Source organism: Stenotrophomonas sp. GD03794 (assembly GCF_029842145.1).
Lineage (GTDB): Bacteria > Pseudomonadota > Gammaproteobacteria > Xanthomonadales > Xanthomonadaceae > Stenotrophomonas > Stenotrophomonas riyadhensis.
In genome coordinates, this window is sequence record NZ_JAOCFV010000001.1 from 215,355 (window position 1) to 232,853 (window position 17,499).

20 protein-coding genes and 1 tRNA gene are annotated in these 17,499 nt (G+C 66.1%); 17 read left to right on the forward strand and 4 right to left on the reverse strand.

Annotation, left to right across the window (positions count from 1 at the left end; all coding sequences use genetic code 11):
• Positions 1 to 2: 2 nt before the first annotated feature.
• The gene (locus tag N5D91_RS01100) at positions 3 to 956 is read right to left on the reverse strand and encodes a MoxR family ATPase (RefSeq protein ID WP_153856512.1); all 954 of its coding nucleotides are present in this window, start codon (positions 954 to 956) and stop codon (positions 3 to 5) included.
• A 42-nt stretch (positions 957 to 998) separates the two neighbouring features.
• Between N5D91_RS01100 and N5D91_RS01105 the strand changes: the two genes are divergently transcribed.
• The gene (locus tag N5D91_RS01105) at positions 999 to 2,834 is read left to right on the forward strand and encodes a glycosyltransferase family 39 protein (protein WP_164160984.1); all 1,836 of its coding nucleotides are present in this window, start codon (positions 999 to 1,001) and stop codon (positions 2,832 to 2,834) included.
• A gap of 118 nt (positions 2,835 to 2,952) precedes the next feature.
• On the opposite strand, the gene N5D91_RS01110 is transcribed toward N5D91_RS01105, so the two are convergent.
• Positions 2,953 to 3,522: a Maf family nucleotide pyrophosphatase gene (locus N5D91_RS01110; RefSeq protein ID WP_110711288.1), complete on the reverse strand. Its 570-nt coding sequence runs from the start codon at positions 3,520 to 3,522 to the stop codon at positions 2,953 to 2,955.
• 113 nt (positions 3,523 to 3,635) lie between these two features.
• On the opposite strand from N5D91_RS01110, the gene N5D91_RS01115 reads away from it, so the two are divergent.
• The 14 genes from N5D91_RS01115 to N5D91_RS01180 all read left to right on the forward strand — a co-directional run bounded on the left by N5D91_RS01115 (position 3,636) and on the right by N5D91_RS01180 (position 14,973).
• Positions 3,636 to 4,145 (forward strand): YceD family protein, encoded by a 510-nt coding sequence (locus N5D91_RS01115; RefSeq protein WP_094001990.1) that lies wholly within the window; start codon positions 3,636 to 3,638, stop codon positions 4,143 to 4,145.
• A gap of 107 nt (positions 4,146 to 4,252) precedes the next feature.
• The gene (rpmF, locus tag N5D91_RS01120) at positions 4,253 to 4,447 is read left to right on the forward strand and encodes a 50S ribosomal protein L32 (protein WP_004154640.1); all 195 of its coding nucleotides are present in this window, start codon (positions 4,253 to 4,255) and stop codon (positions 4,445 to 4,447) included.
• A 91-nt stretch (positions 4,448 to 4,538) separates the two neighbouring features.
• Positions 4,539 to 5,516, forward strand: coding sequence for a beta-ketoacyl-ACP synthase III (locus N5D91_RS01125; RefSeq protein ID WP_049434317.1), 978 nt, complete (start codon positions 4,539 to 4,541; stop codon positions 5,514 to 5,516).
• Between the two features lie 78 nt (positions 5,517 to 5,594).
• Positions 5,595 to 6,377, forward strand: a complete 783-nt coding sequence (locus tag N5D91_RS01130; protein WP_180854060.1) for a serine/threonine protein phosphatase — start codon at positions 5,595 to 5,597, stop codon at positions 6,375 to 6,377.
• Positions 6,378 to 6,537: 160 nt separating this feature from the next.
• Positions 6,538 to 7,482 carry an ACP S-malonyltransferase gene (fabD, locus tag N5D91_RS01135; RefSeq protein ID WP_032127764.1) on the forward strand — a complete coding sequence of 315 codons (945 nt, stop codon included), beginning with the start codon at positions 6,538 to 6,540 and terminating at the stop codon, positions 7,480 to 7,482.
• Between the two features lie 82 nt (positions 7,483 to 7,564).
• Entirely contained in the window at positions 7,565 to 8,308 is a 744-nt protein-coding gene (gene fabG, locus N5D91_RS01140; protein WP_180846515.1) for a 3-oxoacyl-ACP reductase FabG, read from the forward strand.
• Positions 8,309 to 8,460: 152 nt separating this feature from the next.
• Positions 8,461 to 8,700, forward strand: coding sequence for an acyl carrier protein (acpP, locus tag N5D91_RS01145; protein ID WP_005408313.1), 240 nt, complete (start codon positions 8,461 to 8,463; stop codon positions 8,698 to 8,700).
• A 143-nt stretch (positions 8,701 to 8,843) separates the two neighbouring features.
• Complete coding sequence (fabF, locus tag N5D91_RS01150; protein WP_110711294.1) at positions 8,844 to 10,106, forward strand: beta-ketoacyl-ACP synthase II; 1,263 nt, start codon at positions 8,844 to 8,846, stop codon at positions 10,104 to 10,106.
• 134 nt (positions 10,107 to 10,240) lie between these two features.
• Complete coding sequence (locus N5D91_RS01155) at positions 10,241 to 11,605, forward strand: aminodeoxychorismate synthase component I (protein ID WP_180854061.1); 1,365 nt, start codon at positions 10,241 to 10,243, stop codon at positions 11,603 to 11,605.
• Between the two features lie 155 nt (positions 11,606 to 11,760).
• Entirely contained in the window at positions 11,761 to 12,822 is a 1,062-nt protein-coding gene (gene mltG, locus N5D91_RS01160; RefSeq protein WP_180854062.1) for an endolytic transglycosylase MltG, read from the forward strand.
• The gene (tmk, locus tag N5D91_RS01165) at positions 12,819 to 13,484 is read left to right on the forward strand and encodes a dTMP kinase (RefSeq protein ID WP_180851383.1); all 666 of its coding nucleotides are present in this window, start codon (positions 12,819 to 12,821) and stop codon (positions 13,482 to 13,484) included. Before mltG ends, tmk begins: the two co-directional genes overlap by 4 nt.
• Positions 13,481 to 14,437 carry a DNA polymerase III subunit delta' gene (locus N5D91_RS01170; protein WP_107230033.1) on the forward strand — a complete coding sequence of 319 codons (957 nt, stop codon included), beginning with the start codon at positions 13,481 to 13,483 and terminating at the stop codon, positions 14,435 to 14,437. Before tmk ends, N5D91_RS01170 begins: the two co-directional genes overlap by 4 nt.
• Positions 14,434 to 14,787 (forward strand): PilZ domain-containing protein, encoded by a 354-nt coding sequence (locus tag N5D91_RS01175; RefSeq protein ID WP_004146965.1) that lies wholly within the window; start codon positions 14,434 to 14,436, stop codon positions 14,785 to 14,787. The genes N5D91_RS01170 and N5D91_RS01175 overlap by 4 nt, the downstream gene beginning before the upstream one ends.
• 111 nt (positions 14,788 to 14,898) lie before the next feature.
• A tRNA-Val gene (locus N5D91_RS01180) sits at positions 14,899 to 14,973 on the forward strand.
• Between the two features lie 84 nt (positions 14,974 to 15,057).
• Here the strand turns inward: N5D91_RS01180 and N5D91_RS01185 are convergent.
• Positions 15,058 to 15,621 (reverse strand): hypothetical protein, encoded by a 564-nt coding sequence (locus N5D91_RS01185; protein ID WP_180854063.1) that lies wholly within the window; start codon positions 15,619 to 15,621, stop codon positions 15,058 to 15,060.
• A gap of 52 nt (positions 15,622 to 15,673) precedes the next feature.
• Positions 15,674 to 16,081 carry a hypothetical protein gene (locus tag N5D91_RS01190; protein WP_110711303.1) on the reverse strand — a complete coding sequence of 136 codons (408 nt, stop codon included), beginning with the start codon at positions 16,079 to 16,081 and terminating at the stop codon, positions 15,674 to 15,676.
• A gap of 519 nt (positions 16,082 to 16,600) precedes the next feature.
• Between N5D91_RS01190 and N5D91_RS01195 the strand changes: the two genes are divergently transcribed.
• Positions 16,601 to 16,981: a tautomerase family protein gene (locus N5D91_RS01195; protein WP_180854064.1), complete on the forward strand. Its 381-nt coding sequence runs from the start codon at positions 16,601 to 16,603 to the stop codon at positions 16,979 to 16,981.
• A gap of 47 nt (positions 16,982 to 17,028) precedes the next feature.
• A complete protein-coding gene (locus N5D91_RS01200; RefSeq protein ID WP_180846513.1) occupies positions 17,029 to 17,451 on the forward strand; it encodes a hypothetical protein in 423 nt (140 codons plus the stop codon).
• Positions 17,452 to 17,499: the final 48 nt, after the last annotated feature.

Genomic DNA, 17,499 nt, shown 5'->3' on the forward strand with positions numbered 1-17,499 from the left:
GCTCAGTCGACCGCAACGGTCTGCAGGATCGCGCGTGCCAGTGCCGGTCCCGAGCTGGACTCGGCTTCCGCCACCAGTCGGTGACCGGCCACCGCCACGAACAGGGTCTGCACGTCTTCGGGCACCACATGGCCGCGCCCCAGCAGCAGTGCATGTGCCTTGGCTGCGCGCAGCAGCGCCAGGCCCGCACGTGGTGACAGGCCCACGCGCACACCGGCATGCTGGCGGCTGCGGGTCAGCAGCGCCTGTACATAGTCGATCAGCGCGTCGCTGGCATGCACCTGGTTCACCGCGTCGCGCAGCGCACGCACCTGGGTGTCATCCAGTTTCGGTACGGCACGCGCGATCAGGTCGCGGCGATCGGTGCCGCGCAGCAGCTCGCGCTCGGCCTGCGCGCTGGGGTAACCCATCGCCAGTCGCAGCAGGAAGCGGTCCAGCTGCGAATCCGGCAGCGGGAACGTGCCGGACAGATCCACCGGGTTCTGCGTAGCGATCACGAAGAAAGGATCGGGCAGGGCGTGGGTCTGTCCATCCAGGGTGACCTGTTGTTCGGCCATCGCCTCCAGCAGTGCGCTCTGCGTGCGTGGCGGCGCACGGTTGATCTCGTCGGCCAGCAGCACATGGGTGAACACCGGGCCCGGGTGGAACTGGAACTGGCGGCTGCCTGCTTCATACACCGAGACGCCGAGCACATCGGCGGGCAGCAGGTCGGAGGTGAACTGCACGCGCTGGAAGCCGAGGCCGAGGCTGCTGGCCAGTGCATGCGCCAGTGTGGTCTTGCCCAGGCCGGGCAGATCTTCGATCAGCAGATGGCCGCCGGAAAGCAGGGCGACGAAAGCCAGCCTGACTTCCGGCACCTTGCCCAGTACCAGTGCATTCACCTGATCCTGTGCCTCCCGCAGGGCCTGACGCAGTTGATCGGTTAGCATGCTGGGATTGGGGGACGAAGCTGTCATGATCGTCTCAGATCTGGAATCCACACGATTATCCATAGAGCAATGCAAGGCGAACAGCGCGCACGAACGATATTTCTCTGGTTATGGACGCTGGTCACAGCGGCCAAGCTGGTGGTCGCTGCGCGCCTGCCGCTGTTCGTCGATGAAGCGTTCTACTGGCAGGAAGGCCAGCACCTGGCGGCCGCGTATTCGGATCTGCCCGGGCTGACCGCATGGCTGGCACGGCTGGGCGTGGAGATCGGTGGCCATCATGTGCTTGCCCTGCGCCTGCCGTTCCTGGCCATCGGCGCGCTGCTGCCATTGCTGGTGGTGCGCACGGCCACGCGCTGGTTCGGCAATGTGGCGGGATGGCAGGCGGGCAGCCTCACGCTGCTGATGCCGTTGTCGGCGACGCTGGGCCTGCTGGCAGTGCCGGATGTGCCGATGGCGCTGGCGGCAGTGATCTGTCTGCACGCCGGCGCGCGGCTGCTGCACAACGTCGACGCATCGTCGGCGATGAAGCTCGCGCTGGGCCTGGCGATCGGTGCGCTCAGCCACTATCGCTTCATTGGTGTCATCGGCGTCGGCTTCATCGCGCTGCTGGCGCTGCCGCAGGGGCGGCGCATGCTGGGTGATCCACGCGTGTGGGTGGCACTGGCGGTGGGCGTGCTGGCATGGCTGCCGCTGCTGGCGTGGAATGCAGACAATCACGATGCCGGCCTGAAGTTCCAGGTGGTCGAGCGCCATCCCTGGACATTCGAGTGGGGTGGGCTGTGGTTCCTGGTGATCCAGCCGATGCTGGTCACCCCGATCCTGTGCATGGCGATGTGGAAGGTGGCGCTGGCCGGTACCCGCAGCGGCGGTGGCGCGCGCGTGCAGTGGCGCTACTTCGGGCTGGTGGGGGGCGTTTCCACGCTGGGCATCTTCCTGCTGGGTTTCTTCACCGACGTCGAGCGCATCAGTTTCCACTGGCCGCTGCCGGGCTACCTGGCGTTGCTGGTGGCCGTGCCGGTGGTGCTCAACGGGTGGCCGCGCTGGCTGCGGCGCACCGGCTGGTGGCTGGCAGGCGCAGGCATGGTGCTCGCGTTCGGCTACTACCTGATGGCGTCCACGCCTTCGTTGCGCGAAGAGTTGGCGGGCAGCAAGTACTACCCGCGCAATTTCGCCGGCTGGCAGCCGTTGGCGGTCGCCGTGCACGACGAGTTGCGCCAGATGCCGGAGGGAACGCGCGTGCTGGCGGGCAACTTCAAGGTTGGCGCCGAACTTGGGTTCCAGCTTGGCAACGGGAATATTGAAGTGTTGCCGCATCCGCTCAATGACAAGCATGGACGCACCGCGCAGCTCGCGCAGTGGGGCTTGTTGCATGAAGGCGAGCGCACGGTGCCGATGCTGTTGGTCCTGTCGCCCAGCGATCAGCGCTATCGCGAACTGCTTGAGCGCTATCACGCCATCTGCGAGCAGGTGGGGCCATTGCCCGCGCCGCGGGTGGTCAGCAGCGACCATGGGTTCCAGCGTTTCCTGCTGTTCCGGTTGCCGGTGCAGCGGGCAACCGGGCCGTGTGTGACCCCGGCGATGGCCTGGCTGGATGCACCCGCCAATGGCGAGACGGTGTCCGGCATGTTCGCGGTCAAGGGCTGGGCGTTCAAGGACGGTGTCGGTCTGGCACGGGTTGAAGTGCTGGTGGATGGCCGCTCGATCGGTGATGCGCGCTATGGACGCGCCTTCGATGTGCGCCAGACCTGGCCGGACAGCACCGACCCGCAGCATCCCGCAGTCGGCTTCGATGCCTCATTGGACACGACGACGCTGGCACCAGGGCGGCATTGGCTGGGCCTGCGCCTGTACGGCCGCGATGGCAGCGTGGAGGCGTGGCAGGAGCAGCCGTTCGAGGTTCGTTGACGCCTGCTTTTGTGGAGTCGAGCCATGCTCGACTGCTTTTCCCGGGCCACCTGCCATCTACAGCAGAAGCAGTCGAGCATGGCTCGACTCTACAGTTCAAGGTGGTGCACCCCGCAGTTCAGGGCACCGCGAAACCTGCCTTGCGCAGCAGTCCGCACACCGCGATCAACGGCAGGCCGACCAGCGCGGTCGGGTCGCGGTTGTCGATCGCTTCGAACAGGCTGATGCCCAGGCCCTCGCATTTGAAGCTGCCAGCGCAGTCCAGCGGCTGTTCGGCGGCGACATAACGGGCGATCTCATCCCGTTCCAGCGCGCGGAAGCGCACTTCGGTCAGGTCGATGGCCGTGAACGAATCTCCATCGCGGCTGAGACAGACGGCCGTATGGAAGCGCACGGTCTGCCCGGCCATCGCCGCCAGCTGAGCATGGGCGGCCTCGACCGTGCCGGGCTTGCCCAGCGACTGCCCGTTCAGGTCGGCCACCTGGTCCGAGCCGATCACCCAGGCGCCCGGATGGCGGGCAGCCACCTCGGCGGCCTTGGCCGCAGCCAGGCGCGTGGCCAGAGCCTGCGGGGCCTCGCCGTTCAACGGGGTTTCATCCACCTCCGGGCGGGCGCAGTCGAACGGCAGGCCCAGCCGTTGCAGCAGTTCGCGGCGGTAGCGGGAGGTGGAGGCCAGGACCAGTGACATGCGACAATACCGGGGCAGGGCGCGGCAGTCTGGCCCGTCCGCAGCGCCAGCGGCAAGTCCTGTATGGCGGGCATTTGACAGCCGCCGCCCCGATCCTTAGTATTCAGCGGCTTATGTCCGCGAACGTGCCCGAAACGCTGGATGCCTGGCGGATGGTTGTAGCGCGAAGGCGCTTCGACGGTCAGGTCTCCCTGGCTGAATTGACCCGCCTGCAGGGGTTGGTCGCAGATACCGACGGCGAGTGTGCCTACTCGCTTGAATTCGGTCGCGACGACGTCTTGCGGGTATCCTATGTGGAACTGACCATCGACACCGCGTTGCCGCTGACCTGTCAGCGCAGCATGCAGCGATTCCTGTTGCCGGTGAAGGTGACCCAGAGGCTTGGCCTGATCCGCGACGAGGACGAGGAATCGTCCTTGCCGGAGGAATACGAGGCGTTGCTGGTGCCGGAAGACGGCCAGCTGCGTCCGTTGGACCTGGTCGAGGATGAGTTGGTGCTGGCAGTGCCGGTTGTACCGCTGTCGCCCGATGGCGAAGCAGTCGACAAGGACTGGGCGCCGAGCGAAGAAGAAACGAAGAAGGCCAACCCGTTTGCGGCGTTGGCGGCACTGAAGAAACAATAGCAGCCGGATTGTCGTCGGCGGCTGCGGCGAAAGCGAAAGTGTGCTGGGCGCTGGCGTCCTGCGCGACGATACGACGAAGCAAAACGAACCGAGTTTGGAGCAATCCCATGGCTGTGCAGAAATCCCGTGTCACCCCGTCCCGCCGCGGCATGCGTCGTGCCCATGACGCCCTGAGCGCCAAGCAGCTGTCGACCGACCCGACCACCGGCGAAGTGCACCTGCGTCACCACATCACTGCCGATGGTTTCTACCGCGGCAAGAAGGTCATCCAGACCAAGACCTCGGCCGTCGAAGAAGATTGATGTGCCGGGAAGGCCGCTGCCTCCGGGCAGCGGCCTTTGCCTTCTTTCCCGGGCGTGCCGGTGATCGGCGGCCCGCGCAACAGGAAACATGATGAGCAAGCGGATCTACTCGAGGATCGCGGGCACCGGTAGCTATTTGCCGGAAAAAGTCCTGACCAACGCCGACCTGGAAAAAATGGTCGAAACCTCGGATGAGTGGATCCAGTCGCGCACCGGAATTCGTGAACGGCACATTGCGGCCGAAGGCGAAACCACCAGCGACCTTGGCTACAACGCCGCCCTGCGCGCGCTTGAAGCCGCAGGCATCGATGCCTCGCAGCTCGACATGATCGTGGTCGGTACGACCACGCCTGACCTCATTTTCCCGTCCACCGCGTGCCTGATCCAGGCAAAGCTCGGTGTGGCCGGATGCCCCGCCTTCGACGTCAACGCCGCCTGCTCGGGTTTCGTGTTCGCGCTGGGCGTGGCCGACAAGTTCATCCGTTCCGGCGACTGCAAGCACGTGCTGGTGATCGGCACTGAAACGCTGACCCGCATGGTCGACTGGAACGATCGCACCACCTGCGTGCTGTTCGGCGATGGTGCCGGCGCTGTCGTACTCAAGGCCGACGAAGAAACCGGCATCCTCAGCACCCACCTGCATGCCGATGGCAGCAAGAAGGAACTGTTGTGGAACCCGGTCGGTGTCTCGACCGGCTTCAAGGATGGCGCCAACGGTGGCGGCACCATCAACATGAAGGGCAACGACGTGTTCAAGTACGCCGTCAAGGCGCTGGACTCGGTCGTGGACGAGACCCTGGCCGCCAATGGCCTGGACAAGTCCGACCTGGATTGGCTGATTCCGCACCAGGCCAACCTGCGCATCATCGAAGCCACCGCCAAGCGCCTGGACATGTCGATGGACCAGGTGGTGGTCACCGTCGACAAGCACGGCAACACCTCGTCGGGCTCGGTGCCGCTGGCGCTGGATGCCGCCGTGCGTTCCGGCAAGGTCGAGCGCGGCCAACTGCTGCTGCTGGAAGCCTTCGGTGGCGGCTTCACGTGGGGTTCGGCCCTGTTGCGCTATTGATAGTGCAAGTTACGACAACGTGAAGCTTTGTCGTTACGGCCCCTCTGGGGCCGTAACGCGTTCTAAGGAGGACCTGTCATGGTTGAGCCCATCGTCATCGAAGGGCAACGTGCCTGGCTGAAGCAGTACGGCAAGGGAAGCCGAGCAGTTGCCCTGGGCCTGCTCAATTTTGTTGCCCGCCGTTTCCATCTCGATGCCCTGCGCCCGCCACCGCACCGCGGCGGTGATGCAGCGCGCGAAACCGAAGCCCGTCGCCTGGGGGAACTGCAGGCGCAGGGCGTGAACGTGCCCGACGTGCTGGGCACCGGCCATGCCGCGCTGGTGATCGGCGACAACGGCAATTCGTTCAATGCCTGCCTGCGCCAGGCCGATGAGGCCGGTCGCGACCGGCTGGTGATGGCGGCGATGCAGGCCATTGCCGACGCTCATGGACGCGGCGCTTATTTCGGCCAGCCGCTGCCGCGCAACCTCACCTGGGATGGGCAGCAGGTGGGCTTCATCGACTTCGAGGAAGATCCGCTGGAAGTGATGGATCTGTCCGAAGCCCAGGCCCGCGACTGGCTGATGTTCGGCTACGGCGTGGCCAAGTACTACGCCGACCGCCCCGAGCACCTGCAGGCGATGATGGCCGAGGCGATGGGCGACGTTCAGGCGCCGGTACGCGAGCACGTGCACGCGGTCAGCGGCCGCCTGCGCAGCCTCGCCCGGGTCTGCATGAAGCTGGGCCGTTCGGCGCGCGCGCTGGCCCATTCGATCTTCATCACCCATGGCGCCAGCACCACCGGCGTGCTGATGCTGGTGGGCCTGTGCGTGGATTTCCTCGCCGACGGCGATCTGGACGTCCTGCAGCTGTTCTGCTGATGGCTGATAGGTGTCAGATCCCTTTTCCGCAGGAAAAGGGATCTGACCCCGTTGGGCTTGCCCGGCCACCCACCATACGCGTGCATACGCGCACGTACAGACGACACGGCATGTTCCCCCTTATCATGGCCCGCTTCGATTGCAACAAGCGGATGACCGCGTGACCGTATCCACCCTCGCTTTTGTCTTCCCCGGCCAGGGCTCGCAGTCTGTGGGCATGGTGGCCGAGCTGGCCGAACTGCACCCGCAGGTGCGTGAAGCCTTCACCGAGGCATCCGATGGTGCCGGCGTCGACCTGTGGGCGCTGTCCCAGGGCGGCCCGGAGGAAATGCTGAACCGTACCGAGTACACCCAGCCGGCCCTGCTGGCCGCAAGCATCGGCGTGTGGCGCGCCTGGAACGCCGTGGGCGGTCCGCGCCCGTCGGTGCTGGCCGGTCACAGCCTGGGCGAGTACACCGCGCTGGTCGCGGCTGGCGCGCTGAGCCTGCATGACGGTGCGCACCTGGTGCGTCTGCGTGGCCAGCTGATGCAGGAAGCCGCACCGGCCGGTGTCGGCGCCATGGCCGCCGTGCTCGGCGCCGAAGACCAGCTGGTGCTGGACGTCTGCGCTGAAGCGGCAGGCAGCCAGGTGGTGGTGCCGGCCAACTTCAACTCGCCGGGCCAGATCGTGATCGGTGGCGACGCCGATGCGGTTGACCGTGCGCTGGCACTGCTGGCCGAGAAGGGCGTGCGCAAGGCGGTCAAGCTGGCCGTCAGCGTGCCCTCGCACACCCCACTCATGCGCGAAGCCGCCAACCGCCTGGCTGAAGTGATGGCCGGCCTGGCCTGGCAGGCGCCGCAGCTGCCGGTGGTGCAGAACGTTGACGCCAAGGTGCATGACGGCATCGACGCGATCCGTACCGCGCTGGTCCAGCAGCTGTACCAGCCGGTGCAGTGGACCGGGTGCGTGCAGGCACTGGCCGGCCGTGGCGTCACCCGGATCGCCGAGTGCGGCCCTGGCAAGGTGCTGACCGGCCTGGTCAAGCGCATCGACAAGGCCATCGACGGCCGTTCGCTGGCCACTCCGGGCGACTTTGAAGCTGCCCGCGAGGCATGGTCGGCCTGATCCCCCTTGTTCCTGCCGACCGTACCGGTGGCCGCTGCACGCGGCACGGGTGCGGCGGCCGCCCCAGCCTGAGGAAAACATCATGAGCAAGCCCCTGCAGGGTGAAATCGCACTGGTCACCGGTGCCAGCCGTGGCATTGGTGCCGCCATCGCCGATCTGCTGGCCGCCCAGGGCGCCACCGTCATCGGCACCGCCACCACCGAATCCGGCGCCGCTGCGATCGGTGAGCGCCTGGCTGCCCACGGCGGCCACGGCCGCGCGCTGAACGTCACCGACGTGGCTGCGCTGGACAGCGTGCTGGACGGCATCGCCAAGGAATTCGGCCCGATCTCGATCCTGGTCAACAACGCCGGCATCACCCGCGACAACCTGCTGATGCGCATGAAGGACGAGGACTGGGCGTCGATCATCGACACCAACCTGACCAGCGTGTTCCGCACCAGCAAGGCGGTGATGCGCGGCATGATGAAGGCGCGCAAGGGCCGCATCATCAACATCGCTTCGGTGGTGGGCGTGACCGGCAATGCCGGCCAGGCCAACTACGCGGCCGCCAAGGCCGGCATCATCGGCTTCAGCAAGTCGCTGGCCAAGGAAATCGGTTCGCGCGGTGTCACCGTCAATGTTGTCGCACCTGGCTTCATCGACACCGACATGACCAAGGCGTTGCCGGAAGAAGCGCGTGCCGCGCTGATCAACGACATCGCCCTCGAACGCCTGGGTTCGCCGGAAGACATCGCCCATGCGGTGGCGTTCCTGGCCAGCCCGGCTGCCGGTTACATCACCGGTGAAACCCTCCATGTGAACGGCGGCATGTACATGCCGTAAGCAAGGGGCGCAGGGATTGCGCCGCAAGTGGTTGATCTGCCGGGTTTTTTGCTGCGATGCAAGGCCGCGCCGGTTTCCACTACACTATCCCACGGCCATCGCCTTTGATGGCGACCACTTTTGAACCACAACTCCATCTGGAGCGAGATCCCATGAGCACCATCGAAGAACGCGTCAAGAAAATCGTCGTCGAACAGCTTGGCGTCAAGGAAGAAGAAGTCACCAACAGCGCATCGTTCGTCGATGACCTGGGCGCTGACTCGCTGGACACCGTCGAGCTGGTGATGGCCCTGGAAGAAGAATTCGAGTGCGAGATCCCGGACGAAGAAGCCGAGAAGATCAGCACCGTGCAGGCCGCCATCGACTACGTCAAGGCCCACGTCAAGGCCTGATGTCAGACGGCAGTGCGCGTGCGGGTTGATCCTCGCCGCGCACCGCACCCCATGGGGCCGCTGTTGCGGCCCCGTGTGTTTGGGCATCACATCGAAGCAAACCGAGTTACCCGTAGAAATCATCCGGGTCAGGAGAAACAGCAATGAAGCGTCGCGTCGTCGTAACCGGCCTGGGTATCGTCTCGCCGTTGGGCAATGATCTGGCCAGCAGCTGGGAAGGCATCACCCATGGTCGTTCGGGCATCGGTCCGCTGACCAACGTTTCTGATGCCTACCTGGATCGGTTCACCACCAAGATTGCAGGTGAGGTCAAGGGATTCGACATCACCGCCGACAATGAACTGTTCGGCAGATTCCGGGTCAGCGGCAAGGATGCCAAGAAGATGGACCCGTTCATCCATTACGGCCTCGGTGCCTCGTTCATGGCCCTGCACGACTCGGGCCTGGAGATCACCGACGCCAATGCCGAGCGCATCGGCGCCATCGTCGGCGCCGGCATCGGCGGCCTGCTCGGCATCGAAGAGCAGACCATCGAGTTCCACGAGGGCAAGAAGATCTCGCCCTTCTACGTGCCCAAGACCATCATCAACATGCTGCCGGGCCAGCTGAGCATCATCACCGGCCTGAAGGGCCCGTCGTTCTCGGCGGTGTCGGCATGCGCGACCTCGAACCATTCGATCGGTACCGCGATGCGCATGATCCAGTACGGCGATGCCGACGTGATGGTGGTCGGTGGTGCCGAACGTGGCTCTTCGCCGACCGCCGTGGGCGGCTTCTGCGCGATGAAGGCCATGAGCACCCGCAACGATGCCCCGGAACAGGCCTCGCGCCCGTGGGACAAGGACCGTGACGGCTTCGTGCTGGGCGACGGTGCCGGCATCCTGATCCTGGAAGAGTACGAGCACGCCAAGGCACGTGGCGCGAAGATCTACTGCGAACTGGCCGGCTTCGGCGCCAGCTCCGACGCGTACCACATGACCGCACCCAGCGAGAACGGCGAAGGCGCCGCACGCTGCATGGTCATGGCCATGAAGGACGCCGGCGTGACCCCGGAACAGGTGGGCTACCTCAACGCGCACGGCACCTCCACGCCGCTGGGCGACCTGGGCGAAACCATGGCGATGAAGACCGCCTTCGGCGACCACGCCTACAAGATGATGGTCAGCTCCACCAAGTCGATGACCGGCCACCTGCTGGGCGCGGCCGGCGGCGTGGAAGCGATCTTCTCGGTGATGGCGCTGCAGGACAACGTGATCCCGCCGACCATCAACCTGCAGCAGCCGGGCGAAGGCTGCGACCTGGACTACGTGCCCAACGAAGCACGCCAGGCCAAGGTCGACGTGGTGATGTCGAATGGCTTCGGCTTCGGCGGCACCAACGGCACGCTGATCTTCAAGCGCGTCTGACCGAGTTGTAGCGGCGAGCCATGCTCGACTCCGCCGTTGTGTAGAGTCGAGCCATGCTCGACTGAACGTGCGTCACGCACGAGGAGGCCGCCGCAAGGCGGCTTCCGTGCATCTGAATCCCTGAACTGGCCGCCATGACCCACGCACCGCTGATCCACCCGCTGCCGCACCCGATCGATCTGCTGGCCCTGCAGCAGCACGATCCGGCGCGCTTCCCGCTGCTGATGGAATCCACCGCCTCGGGTACCGCCCAGGGCCGCTGGAGCCTGCTGCTGGCCGCACAGGGCGATTGCCTGCGGCTGGATGCCGACGGCCGGGTGCGCGACCAGCACGACGTGGTACACGCCGGCAGCTTCCTGCAGGTGCTGGACCGCGCCTGGCAGCACGAACGCCTGCCGCATGACGGCAGTCACAGCCTGCCGTTCCGCGGCGGCTGGGCGTTGATGCTGGATTACGAAGTGGCCAGCCAGATCGAGCCGGTGCTGCCGGCGCGTGCGCGCGAGGACGGCCGCCCGACCGCGCTGGCGCTGCGCTGCCCGGCCGCGGTGCTGCACGACCACCACAACGAGGCCAGCTTCGTCATTGCCGAAGCCGCTGAGCAGGCATTGCTGGATGCGCTGGTGGCGATGGCCTCGGCCGCGCTGCCCGAAGCCGGGCTGGGCTGGCAACCGCCGCAGTCGGTCGGCGAGGATGCGCCGCAGCGCTTCACCGACGGCGTACGCCGGGTGATCGAGTACCTGCGTGCCGGCGATGTGTTCCAGGTGAACCTGTCGCGGCGCTGGAGCGCGCAGTTTGCCGCACCGGTCAGCCCGCAGGCGCTGTACGCACAGCTGCGCCGCGCCAACCCGGCACCGTTCGCCGGGTTGTTCAGCGCGCACGGCCGCCACGTGGTCAGCTCCTCGCCGGAACGGCTGGTGTCGGTGCATGCCGGTCATGCGCAGACCCGGCCGATTGCCGGTACCCGTCCACGCTTCGAAGGCGACGACGATGCCGCGCGCATCCAGGAGCTGGTCGGTCACCCGAAGGAGCGCGCCGAGCACGTGATGCTGATCGACCTGGAGCGCAACGACCTGGGCCGCATCTGCCTGCCCGGTACCGTGGTGGTCGATGAGCTGATGACCGTGGAGAGCTACGCGCACGTGCATCACATCGTCAGCAACGTCAGCGGCCATCTGCGCCCGGAGGTCACGCCCGGCGAGGTGATTGCCGCGACCTTCCCCGGCGGCACCATCACCGGCTGCCCGAAGGTGCGCTGCATGCAGATCATCAGCGAGCTGGAGCAGGTGCCGCGTGGTGCCTACACCGGTGCGTTCGGCTGGCTGAACCGCGATGGCGACCTGGACCTGAACATCCTGATCCGTACCGCCGAAGTGGACGGGCATGAGGTGAGCTTCCGCACCGGCGCCGGCATCGTGGTCGACTCGGACCCGGACAAGGAACTGGACGAGACCCGCGCCAAAGCCCGCGGCCTGCTGCGCGCACTCGGCCAGCAAGGGTAGTGCCGGCCGCTGGCCGGCAACCTCATTCATCCGGGGCCGCGGTTCTGGTGGGTGCCGACCTTGGTCGGCACGGATGCGGGCATCTGCCACCCGGTCATGACCCCAATCCACCGGCACGGTATCCTGCACGACGGAATCGAGTTCAGAGGTAGTCCATGGCGGGAGCCAAGCGCGGGTGTCTGTTCGTGGTAACGCTGGTGGTGGTGCTGGCCGCTGTCGTGGCCGGCGCGGGCGCGTGGTTCTTCTACCAGCAGACCCGGTTCGCCGACGCCCCGATCACCCCGACCGCCGAGAGCATGGTCATCGCCAGCGGCGATGGCATGAACAGCGTGCTGCGCAAGCTGCGCGACGCCGGCGTGGATGAAGGCCAGGACGCGCAATGGCAGCTGCTGGCGCGCCAGCTCGACGCCGCCGGCAAGCTGAAAGTGGGCGAGTACGCGCTCAGCGCCGACCTGACCCCGCGCGAACTGCTGCTGCGCATGCGCGCGGGCAAGGTGCTGCAGCACCGCGTCACGATCGTCGAGGGCTGGAACATCCGCCAGCTGCGTGCTGCGCTCAAGCGCGCCGAGCCGCTGCTGCACACCACCGACACCCTGGATGACGCCGCGCTGATGCAGCGTCTCGGTTTCGGTGGCCAGCATCCGGAAGGCCGCTTCCTGCCGGAGACCTATGTCTACCAGCGCGGCGACAGCGATCTGGACGTGCTCAAGCGTGCCCACGCTGCGATGGAGAAGGCGCTGGACGAAGCGTGGGAAAGCCGCGCGCCGGACCTGCCGATCAACACGCCGTACGAACTGCTGACGATGGCCTCGATCATCGAGAAGGAAACCGCGCTGGCCAGCGAACGCCCGCAGATCGCCGGCGTGTTCATGCGCCGCCTGAAGATCGGCATGCGCCTGCAGACCGACCCGACCGTGATCTACGGCATCGGTGCCGCGTATGACGGCAACATCCGCCGTCGCGACCTGACCACCGATACGCCCTACAACACCTATACCCGTGCCGGCCTGACCCCGACCCCGATCGCCATGCCCAGCCGCGACGCGCTGATGGCCGCCGCGCAGCCGCTGTCGGGCGACGCGCTGTACTTCGTTGCCGTCGGCGATGGCAGTGGTGCGCACGTGTTCTCGCCCAGCCTGGACCAGCACAACGCCGCAGTGGCCCGCTACCTGCAGCAGCTGCGCCAGCAACGTACCAAGGAGACCCCGGCGCAATGAGTCCCGCGCTGCTTCGCCACCCGCGTTTCGTCAGCCTGGAAGGCGGCGAGGGCGCGGGCAAGACCACCGCCATCAATGCCATCCGTGACTGCCTGCGCAGCCACGGCCACGAGGTGGTGCTGACCCGCGAGCCGGGCGGTACGCCGCTGGCCGAGCGCATCCGTGGCCTGGTGCTGAAACCCGATGCCGAGATCGCCGCCGAGCCGCTCAGCGCCGAAGCCGAGCTGCTGCTGGTGTTCGCTGCACGTGCGCAGCATGTGCGCCAGGTGATCCAGCCGGCACTGCAGCGTGGCGCCTATGTGCTGAGCGATCGCTTCACCGATTCCAGCTATGCCTACCAGGGCGGTGGCCGCGGCCTCGATCCGCAGTGGATTGCCGATCTGGAACGACGCGCGGTGGGCCTGCTGCCGGGCCTGACCCTGCTGCTGGATGTGGATGTGGCCGTGGGCCGTGCACGCGCCAATGGCCGCGACCTGTGGCCGGACCGCATCGAAAGCGAACAGGATGATTTCTTCCAGCGCGTGCGCGAAGTGTTCCGCAGCCGCGCGCAGCAGGACCCGCAGCGCTTCGCGCTGATCGACGCCGGCCAAGTACAGGAGCGTGTGGCGGCCGATGTGGTTGCATGCGTCGAGCGTTGGCTGCAGGGCGGGGAGGGCGCATGAGTACGTTCTCGCCGTGGCAGCAGCGCGCGTTCGATCAGACGGTGGCCGCGCTCGATGCCGACCGGCTCGGCCATGGCCTGTTGATCTGCGGCCCGGCCGGGCTGGGCAAGCGCGAGGTGGCGTTGGCGTTGGCCGACCACGTGCTGGCGCGCGGTGATGCCGCGCATGCCACGCGCACGCGCCAGCTGATCGCCGCCGGTACCCATCCGGACCTGCAGCTGGTCAGCTTCATTCCGAACAAGAGTGGCGACAAGCTGCGTACCGAGATCGTCATCGAGCAGGTGCGTGAGATCACCGACAAGCTGGCGCTGACCCCGCAGTACGGCGTGGCGCAGGTGGTGATCGTGGACCCCGCCGATGCGATCAACCGTTCGGCGGCCAACGCGCTGCTGAAGACGCTGGAAGAACCGCAGCCGGGCCGTTACCTGTGGCTGATCAGCAGCGACCCGGCGCGCCTGCCGCAGACCATCCGCAGCCGTTGCCAGCGCCTGGAATTCAAGCTGCCGCCGCAGCACGAAGCGCTGGCCTGGCTGCAGCAGCAGGGCCATAGCGAAGCATCTGCGCGCGAAGCGCTGGAGGCTGCGCGTGGTCATCCCGGCCAGGCCGACAACTGGCTGCGCGAAGATGGCCTGAGCCTGCGCCGCGAAGTGGGCCGCGAACTGGAACAGCTGGCCGCCGGCAAGACCGGCGCGGTGGAGCTGGCGCAGAAGTGGTGCGGTGATGACAACGCGGCGCTGCGCCTGCGCTTTGCGGCCGACCTGGCGCTGGCCCAGGCCAGCACCGATGCCTTGACCACGCCGGAGCGATTGCACAAGCTTGCAGCCTGGTTCGATGCGGCCAACCGCACCCGCGACCTGCTGCGCACCACGGTGCGTGCAGACCTTGCCGTGGTCGAGTTGCTGCTGGCCTGGAACAAGGTGAACGAGCGGCCTGCCGCAAGGGGAAATCGATGAGTGCCAGCAACGCCCGCCAGGGCATCCTGTCCCTGGCCGTGAAGGACAAAGCCGCGCTGTACAGCGCGTACATGCCGTTCGTGAAGAACGGCGGCATCTTCGTGCCCACGCCCAAGCGCTACTTCCTGGGCGACGAGGTGTTCCTGCTGCTGACCCTGCCCGATTCCAGCGAACGCCTGCCGGTGGCCGGCAAGGTGATCTGGGTGACCCCGGCCGGTGCGCAGGGCAACCGTACCGCCGGCATCGGCGTGCAGCTGGCCGATGGCGCCGAAGGCGAGGGCGTGCGCCACAAGATCGAGACCCTGCTGGCTGGCCTGACCAGCTCGGACAAGCCGACCCACACGATGTGAGAGCCGAGCCATGCTCGGCTGCGTGCCCCGGAAAACGCCCGTGAACACCTATGTGAAAAAGTGTTGACGGCCTCTGAAAAGCCCCTATAATGAGCGGCTCAGCAACACACCGGGCGGTTAGCTCAGCGGTAGAGCATTGCCTTCACACGGCAAGGGTCACAGGTTCGATCCCTGTACCGCCCACCATGTTGCAGAACGAAAAAAGCCTCCAGCAATGGGGGCTTTTTTGTTGCCTGTGGTTCCTCGGCGCTTGCCGAGGCGGGTTCCATCTCAGCCGGGATCCTCCAGCAGTTCGCGGGCCATCATCGCGACACCATCCAACAGGTCGTAGCCACTGCCGGCCCGCACCACCACCGCCAGCAGACTACGGCCCACCTCGGCATTGCCGCCGCTCAGTTCCATCCCGCCTTCAAAGCACAGATCGCCCAACCATTCGTGCGCCTGCTGCAGCCCGTGCTTGCGGACGCGGCTGAACTCCGCAAGCAGCTTGGCCTGGCCGGCTTCGTGCTCGCCATCGGCCAGCAGGCCGATGGCACCGCCGTGTGCCGCGCGCCAGATGGCTGGCAGCGGACGACCGTTCGCGTCCACCACGTCTGCCGAGAACGCGGCACAGTACATTTCGTAGCGTTTGCCTGCCGTACTGCGGGGCACGATGCCAGCCTCCGCGAGCAGGCGTTCGGCTTCATCCAGTGTGTTGAACTTCAAGCGCAGCAGCGCAGGGCGGCTCAGCTGCTGTGCCAGCGCCTGCTGGTTGGCAGCGAACCATACGTTCCAGCCCACGCTTGCGCGGCCTTCCAGTGCGGCCTTGAAGTACTCCAGGTGTTCGGCATCCATTGCGTTCTCCTGCGATTCCCTGCGCGATTGTAGCCACGTGGCGGCCAGTCGCTCAGGCGGTTCCACCTTCCAGGCAATGGTTGGCTTCGCGCACCAGCTGTCGCGCGGCCACGATCAACCCGTCGGTGTGGAAGGCGCCCAGCTGTTCATCCGGGCCGGCCTCGTTGCGCGTGCGTTCGGCGGCCTGCAGCAGATCGAGCACTGCGGTGAGCCCTGCCATCGAGCGACGCAGCGACGCGTGATTGCTGGCGGCAAGGGTGAGACTGCTGCACGGCTGCCCGTCCTCGCCATCGACGTTGCTGATGGCATTGAGGCACGCGAAAAACGCGGGTGACTGCACGGGCAGGTTCTGCTCGTCCAATGCGCACTCGATCTCGCGTGCGATGTCGTCGGGAACCTGGATGGCGATGTCGGCAATCAAGGCGTACAGGCGTGGAAACGATGCGGCTCGTTTGGTCATGGCGAAACCCTCACTGGCGTAGGGCCACCTTCGGAGTGAAGGTGGCGGACGGTGCGGGTTGGCGTACCAAGGCAGAAAGGCTCACAGGGAGAAAAGGCCCGGCGGATCTTGCGATCCCCACGCACCGCCCGCCATAGAAGGCAGTCGGTGCATTCTCTTTGCTGCGATCTGGATCGCAACATCCTGTGAGCCTGTTCGTTTATTCGAGACGCCAATCCCGACCAGGGCATGCTGCCTTGGCGAGGCGATCATCGATCCGCGTAAAGACGGAAGTCATTGAGGAAAGTTGCAACAACGCCAGCCAAGACGGGGTTCCACCATCCATGGGGTAATCCGCGCCTTGTCTGAACGAAGCAGCGCCGCTACACAGCCCAAGTAGATGGCAATCACGTCACCCGGCGCGGGCGCAGACAAACGTGCCATCCATGAAAGCAGACGTTCCATCCATGCGCTGTGCGGCCCCTCCCGACGGGCGTAGTCTCGGCTCACTGTCGTCCCATCTGGCCCTGGAGCCCCGCCATGCCGCTTGCCCGCATCGATCTTCGCAAAGGTAAATCCGCCGACTACCTGCAGCGCGTCGGTGAAGCCATCTACCAGGCCATGCGTGTGGTGGGCGTGCCGGAAAATGATCGCTTCCAGATCTTCCAGGAACACGAGCCCGGCACGTTGATCTACGATCCCGGCTACCTGGGCGTGGACCGCACCGACGATTTCGTCTGCATCCAGATCACCTGGAACGAAGGGCGCACGCTGGAGCAGAAGAAGGCGCTGTACGCCGGCATCGCCGAGGGCCTGCACGCGGCGGTGGGCATCCGCCGCGAGGACGTGTTCATCAACCTGGTGGAAGTGAAGAAGGAGAACTGGTCGTTCGGGAACGGCCAGGCGCAGTATGTGATCTGATACCGTGCCTGGGCGCATGGGCCCGTCAAGCCAGCAGGGAGTGTCACATGGGGAGCAGGATCTTCCGGACGTTGGGCATTGCCTTGGTCCTGTGGGGCGTGCTGGCGCCCGGCAGAGGCTCGGCAGCCGATCCCATGCGAACCGCGCTGCCCATCGTGACGTTACAGATGAAGGCCGAGCAGATGCTGGACAGCATTCACAGGATGCCGCCGCCGGAGGGTGCTCAGAAGCAGGACATCAGTGGCTTTGTGAAACAGCAGCTGCCGCCCCGGATGGGCCTGTTGAACGTCAAGTCAGCCTTCGAAGATGTTCCCACCGCGCGAATATCCCGACCGGCTGAAGGTGTGCTGGTTGTGCGCGACGAAAGAAGACGCTGGCTGTGGTCCCGTACCCATGTCGTGGTGATGACCTATCGCTTCACCTACATGCCAGAGCAAGCCAAAGTGCACGCAGTGCGATACACGGAGTAGCGCCGGCAGGTCGTAGCAGTGTTACAGCAACTGGATCGGGAGAACTGC

What these genes read in the sequence shown, in the direction of transcription:
- N5D91_RS01105 (WP_164160984.1), top strand. Translation starts at nt 999, where the DNA reads ATGCAAGGCGAACAGCGCGCACGAACGATATTTCTCTGGTTATGGACG.
- fabG (WP_180846515.1), top strand. Translation starts at nt 7,565, where the DNA reads ATGAGCAAGCCCCTGCAGGGTGAAATCGCACTGGTCACCGGTGCCAGC.
- N5D91_RS01185 (WP_180854063.1), bottom strand. Translation starts at nt 15,621, where the DNA reads ATGGATGCCGAACACCTGGAGTACTTCAAGGCCGCACTGGAAGGCCGC.
- N5D91_RS01115 (WP_094001990.1), top strand. Translation starts at nt 3,636, where the DNA reads ATGTCCGCGAACGTGCCCGAAACGCTGGATGCCTGGCGGATGGTTGTA.
- N5D91_RS01170 (WP_107230033.1), top strand. Translation starts at nt 13,481, where the DNA reads ATGAGTACGTTCTCGCCGTGGCAGCAGCGCGCGTTCGATCAGACGGTG.
- tmk (WP_180851383.1), top strand. Translation starts at nt 12,819, where the DNA reads ATGAGTCCCGCGCTGCTTCGCCACCCGCGTTTCGTCAGCCTGGAAGGC.
- mltG (WP_180854062.1), top strand. Translation starts at nt 11,761, where the DNA reads ATGGCGGGAGCCAAGCGCGGGTGTCTGTTCGTGGTAACGCTGGTGGTG.
- N5D91_RS01175 (WP_004146965.1), top strand. Translation starts at nt 14,434, where the DNA reads ATGAGTGCCAGCAACGCCCGCCAGGGCATCCTGTCCCTGGCCGTGAAG.
- N5D91_RS01125 (WP_049434317.1), top strand. Translation starts at nt 4,539, where the DNA reads ATGAGCAAGCGGATCTACTCGAGGATCGCGGGCACCGGTAGCTATTTG.
- N5D91_RS01110 (WP_110711288.1), bottom strand. Translation starts at nt 3,522, where the DNA reads ATGTCACTGGTCCTGGCCTCCACCTCCCGCTACCGCCGCGAACTGCTG.
- rpmF (WP_004154640.1), top strand. Translation starts at nt 4,253, where the DNA reads ATGGCTGTGCAGAAATCCCGTGTCACCCCGTCCCGCCGCGGCATGCGT.
- N5D91_RS01195 (WP_180854064.1), top strand. Translation starts at nt 16,601, where the DNA reads ATGCCGCTTGCCCGCATCGATCTTCGCAAAGGTAAATCCGCCGACTAC.
- fabF (WP_110711294.1), top strand. Translation starts at nt 8,844, where the DNA reads ATGAAGCGTCGCGTCGTCGTAACCGGCCTGGGTATCGTCTCGCCGTTG.
- acpP (WP_005408313.1), top strand. Translation starts at nt 8,461, where the DNA reads ATGAGCACCATCGAAGAACGCGTCAAGAAAATCGTCGTCGAACAGCTT.
- N5D91_RS01200 (WP_180846513.1), top strand. Translation starts at nt 17,029, where the DNA reads ATGGGGAGCAGGATCTTCCGGACGTTGGGCATTGCCTTGGTCCTGTGG.
- N5D91_RS01100 (WP_153856512.1), bottom strand. Translation starts at nt 956, where the DNA reads ATGACAGCTTCGTCCCCCAATCCCAGCATGCTAACCGATCAACTGCGT.
- N5D91_RS01130 (WP_180854060.1), top strand. Translation starts at nt 5,595, where the DNA reads ATGGTTGAGCCCATCGTCATCGAAGGGCAACGTGCCTGGCTGAAGCAG.
- N5D91_RS01190 (WP_110711303.1), bottom strand. Translation starts at nt 16,081, where the DNA reads ATGACCAAACGAGCCGCATCGTTTCCACGCCTGTACGCCTTGATTGCC.
- N5D91_RS01155 (WP_180854061.1), top strand. Translation starts at nt 10,241, where the DNA reads ATGACCCACGCACCGCTGATCCACCCGCTGCCGCACCCGATCGATCTG.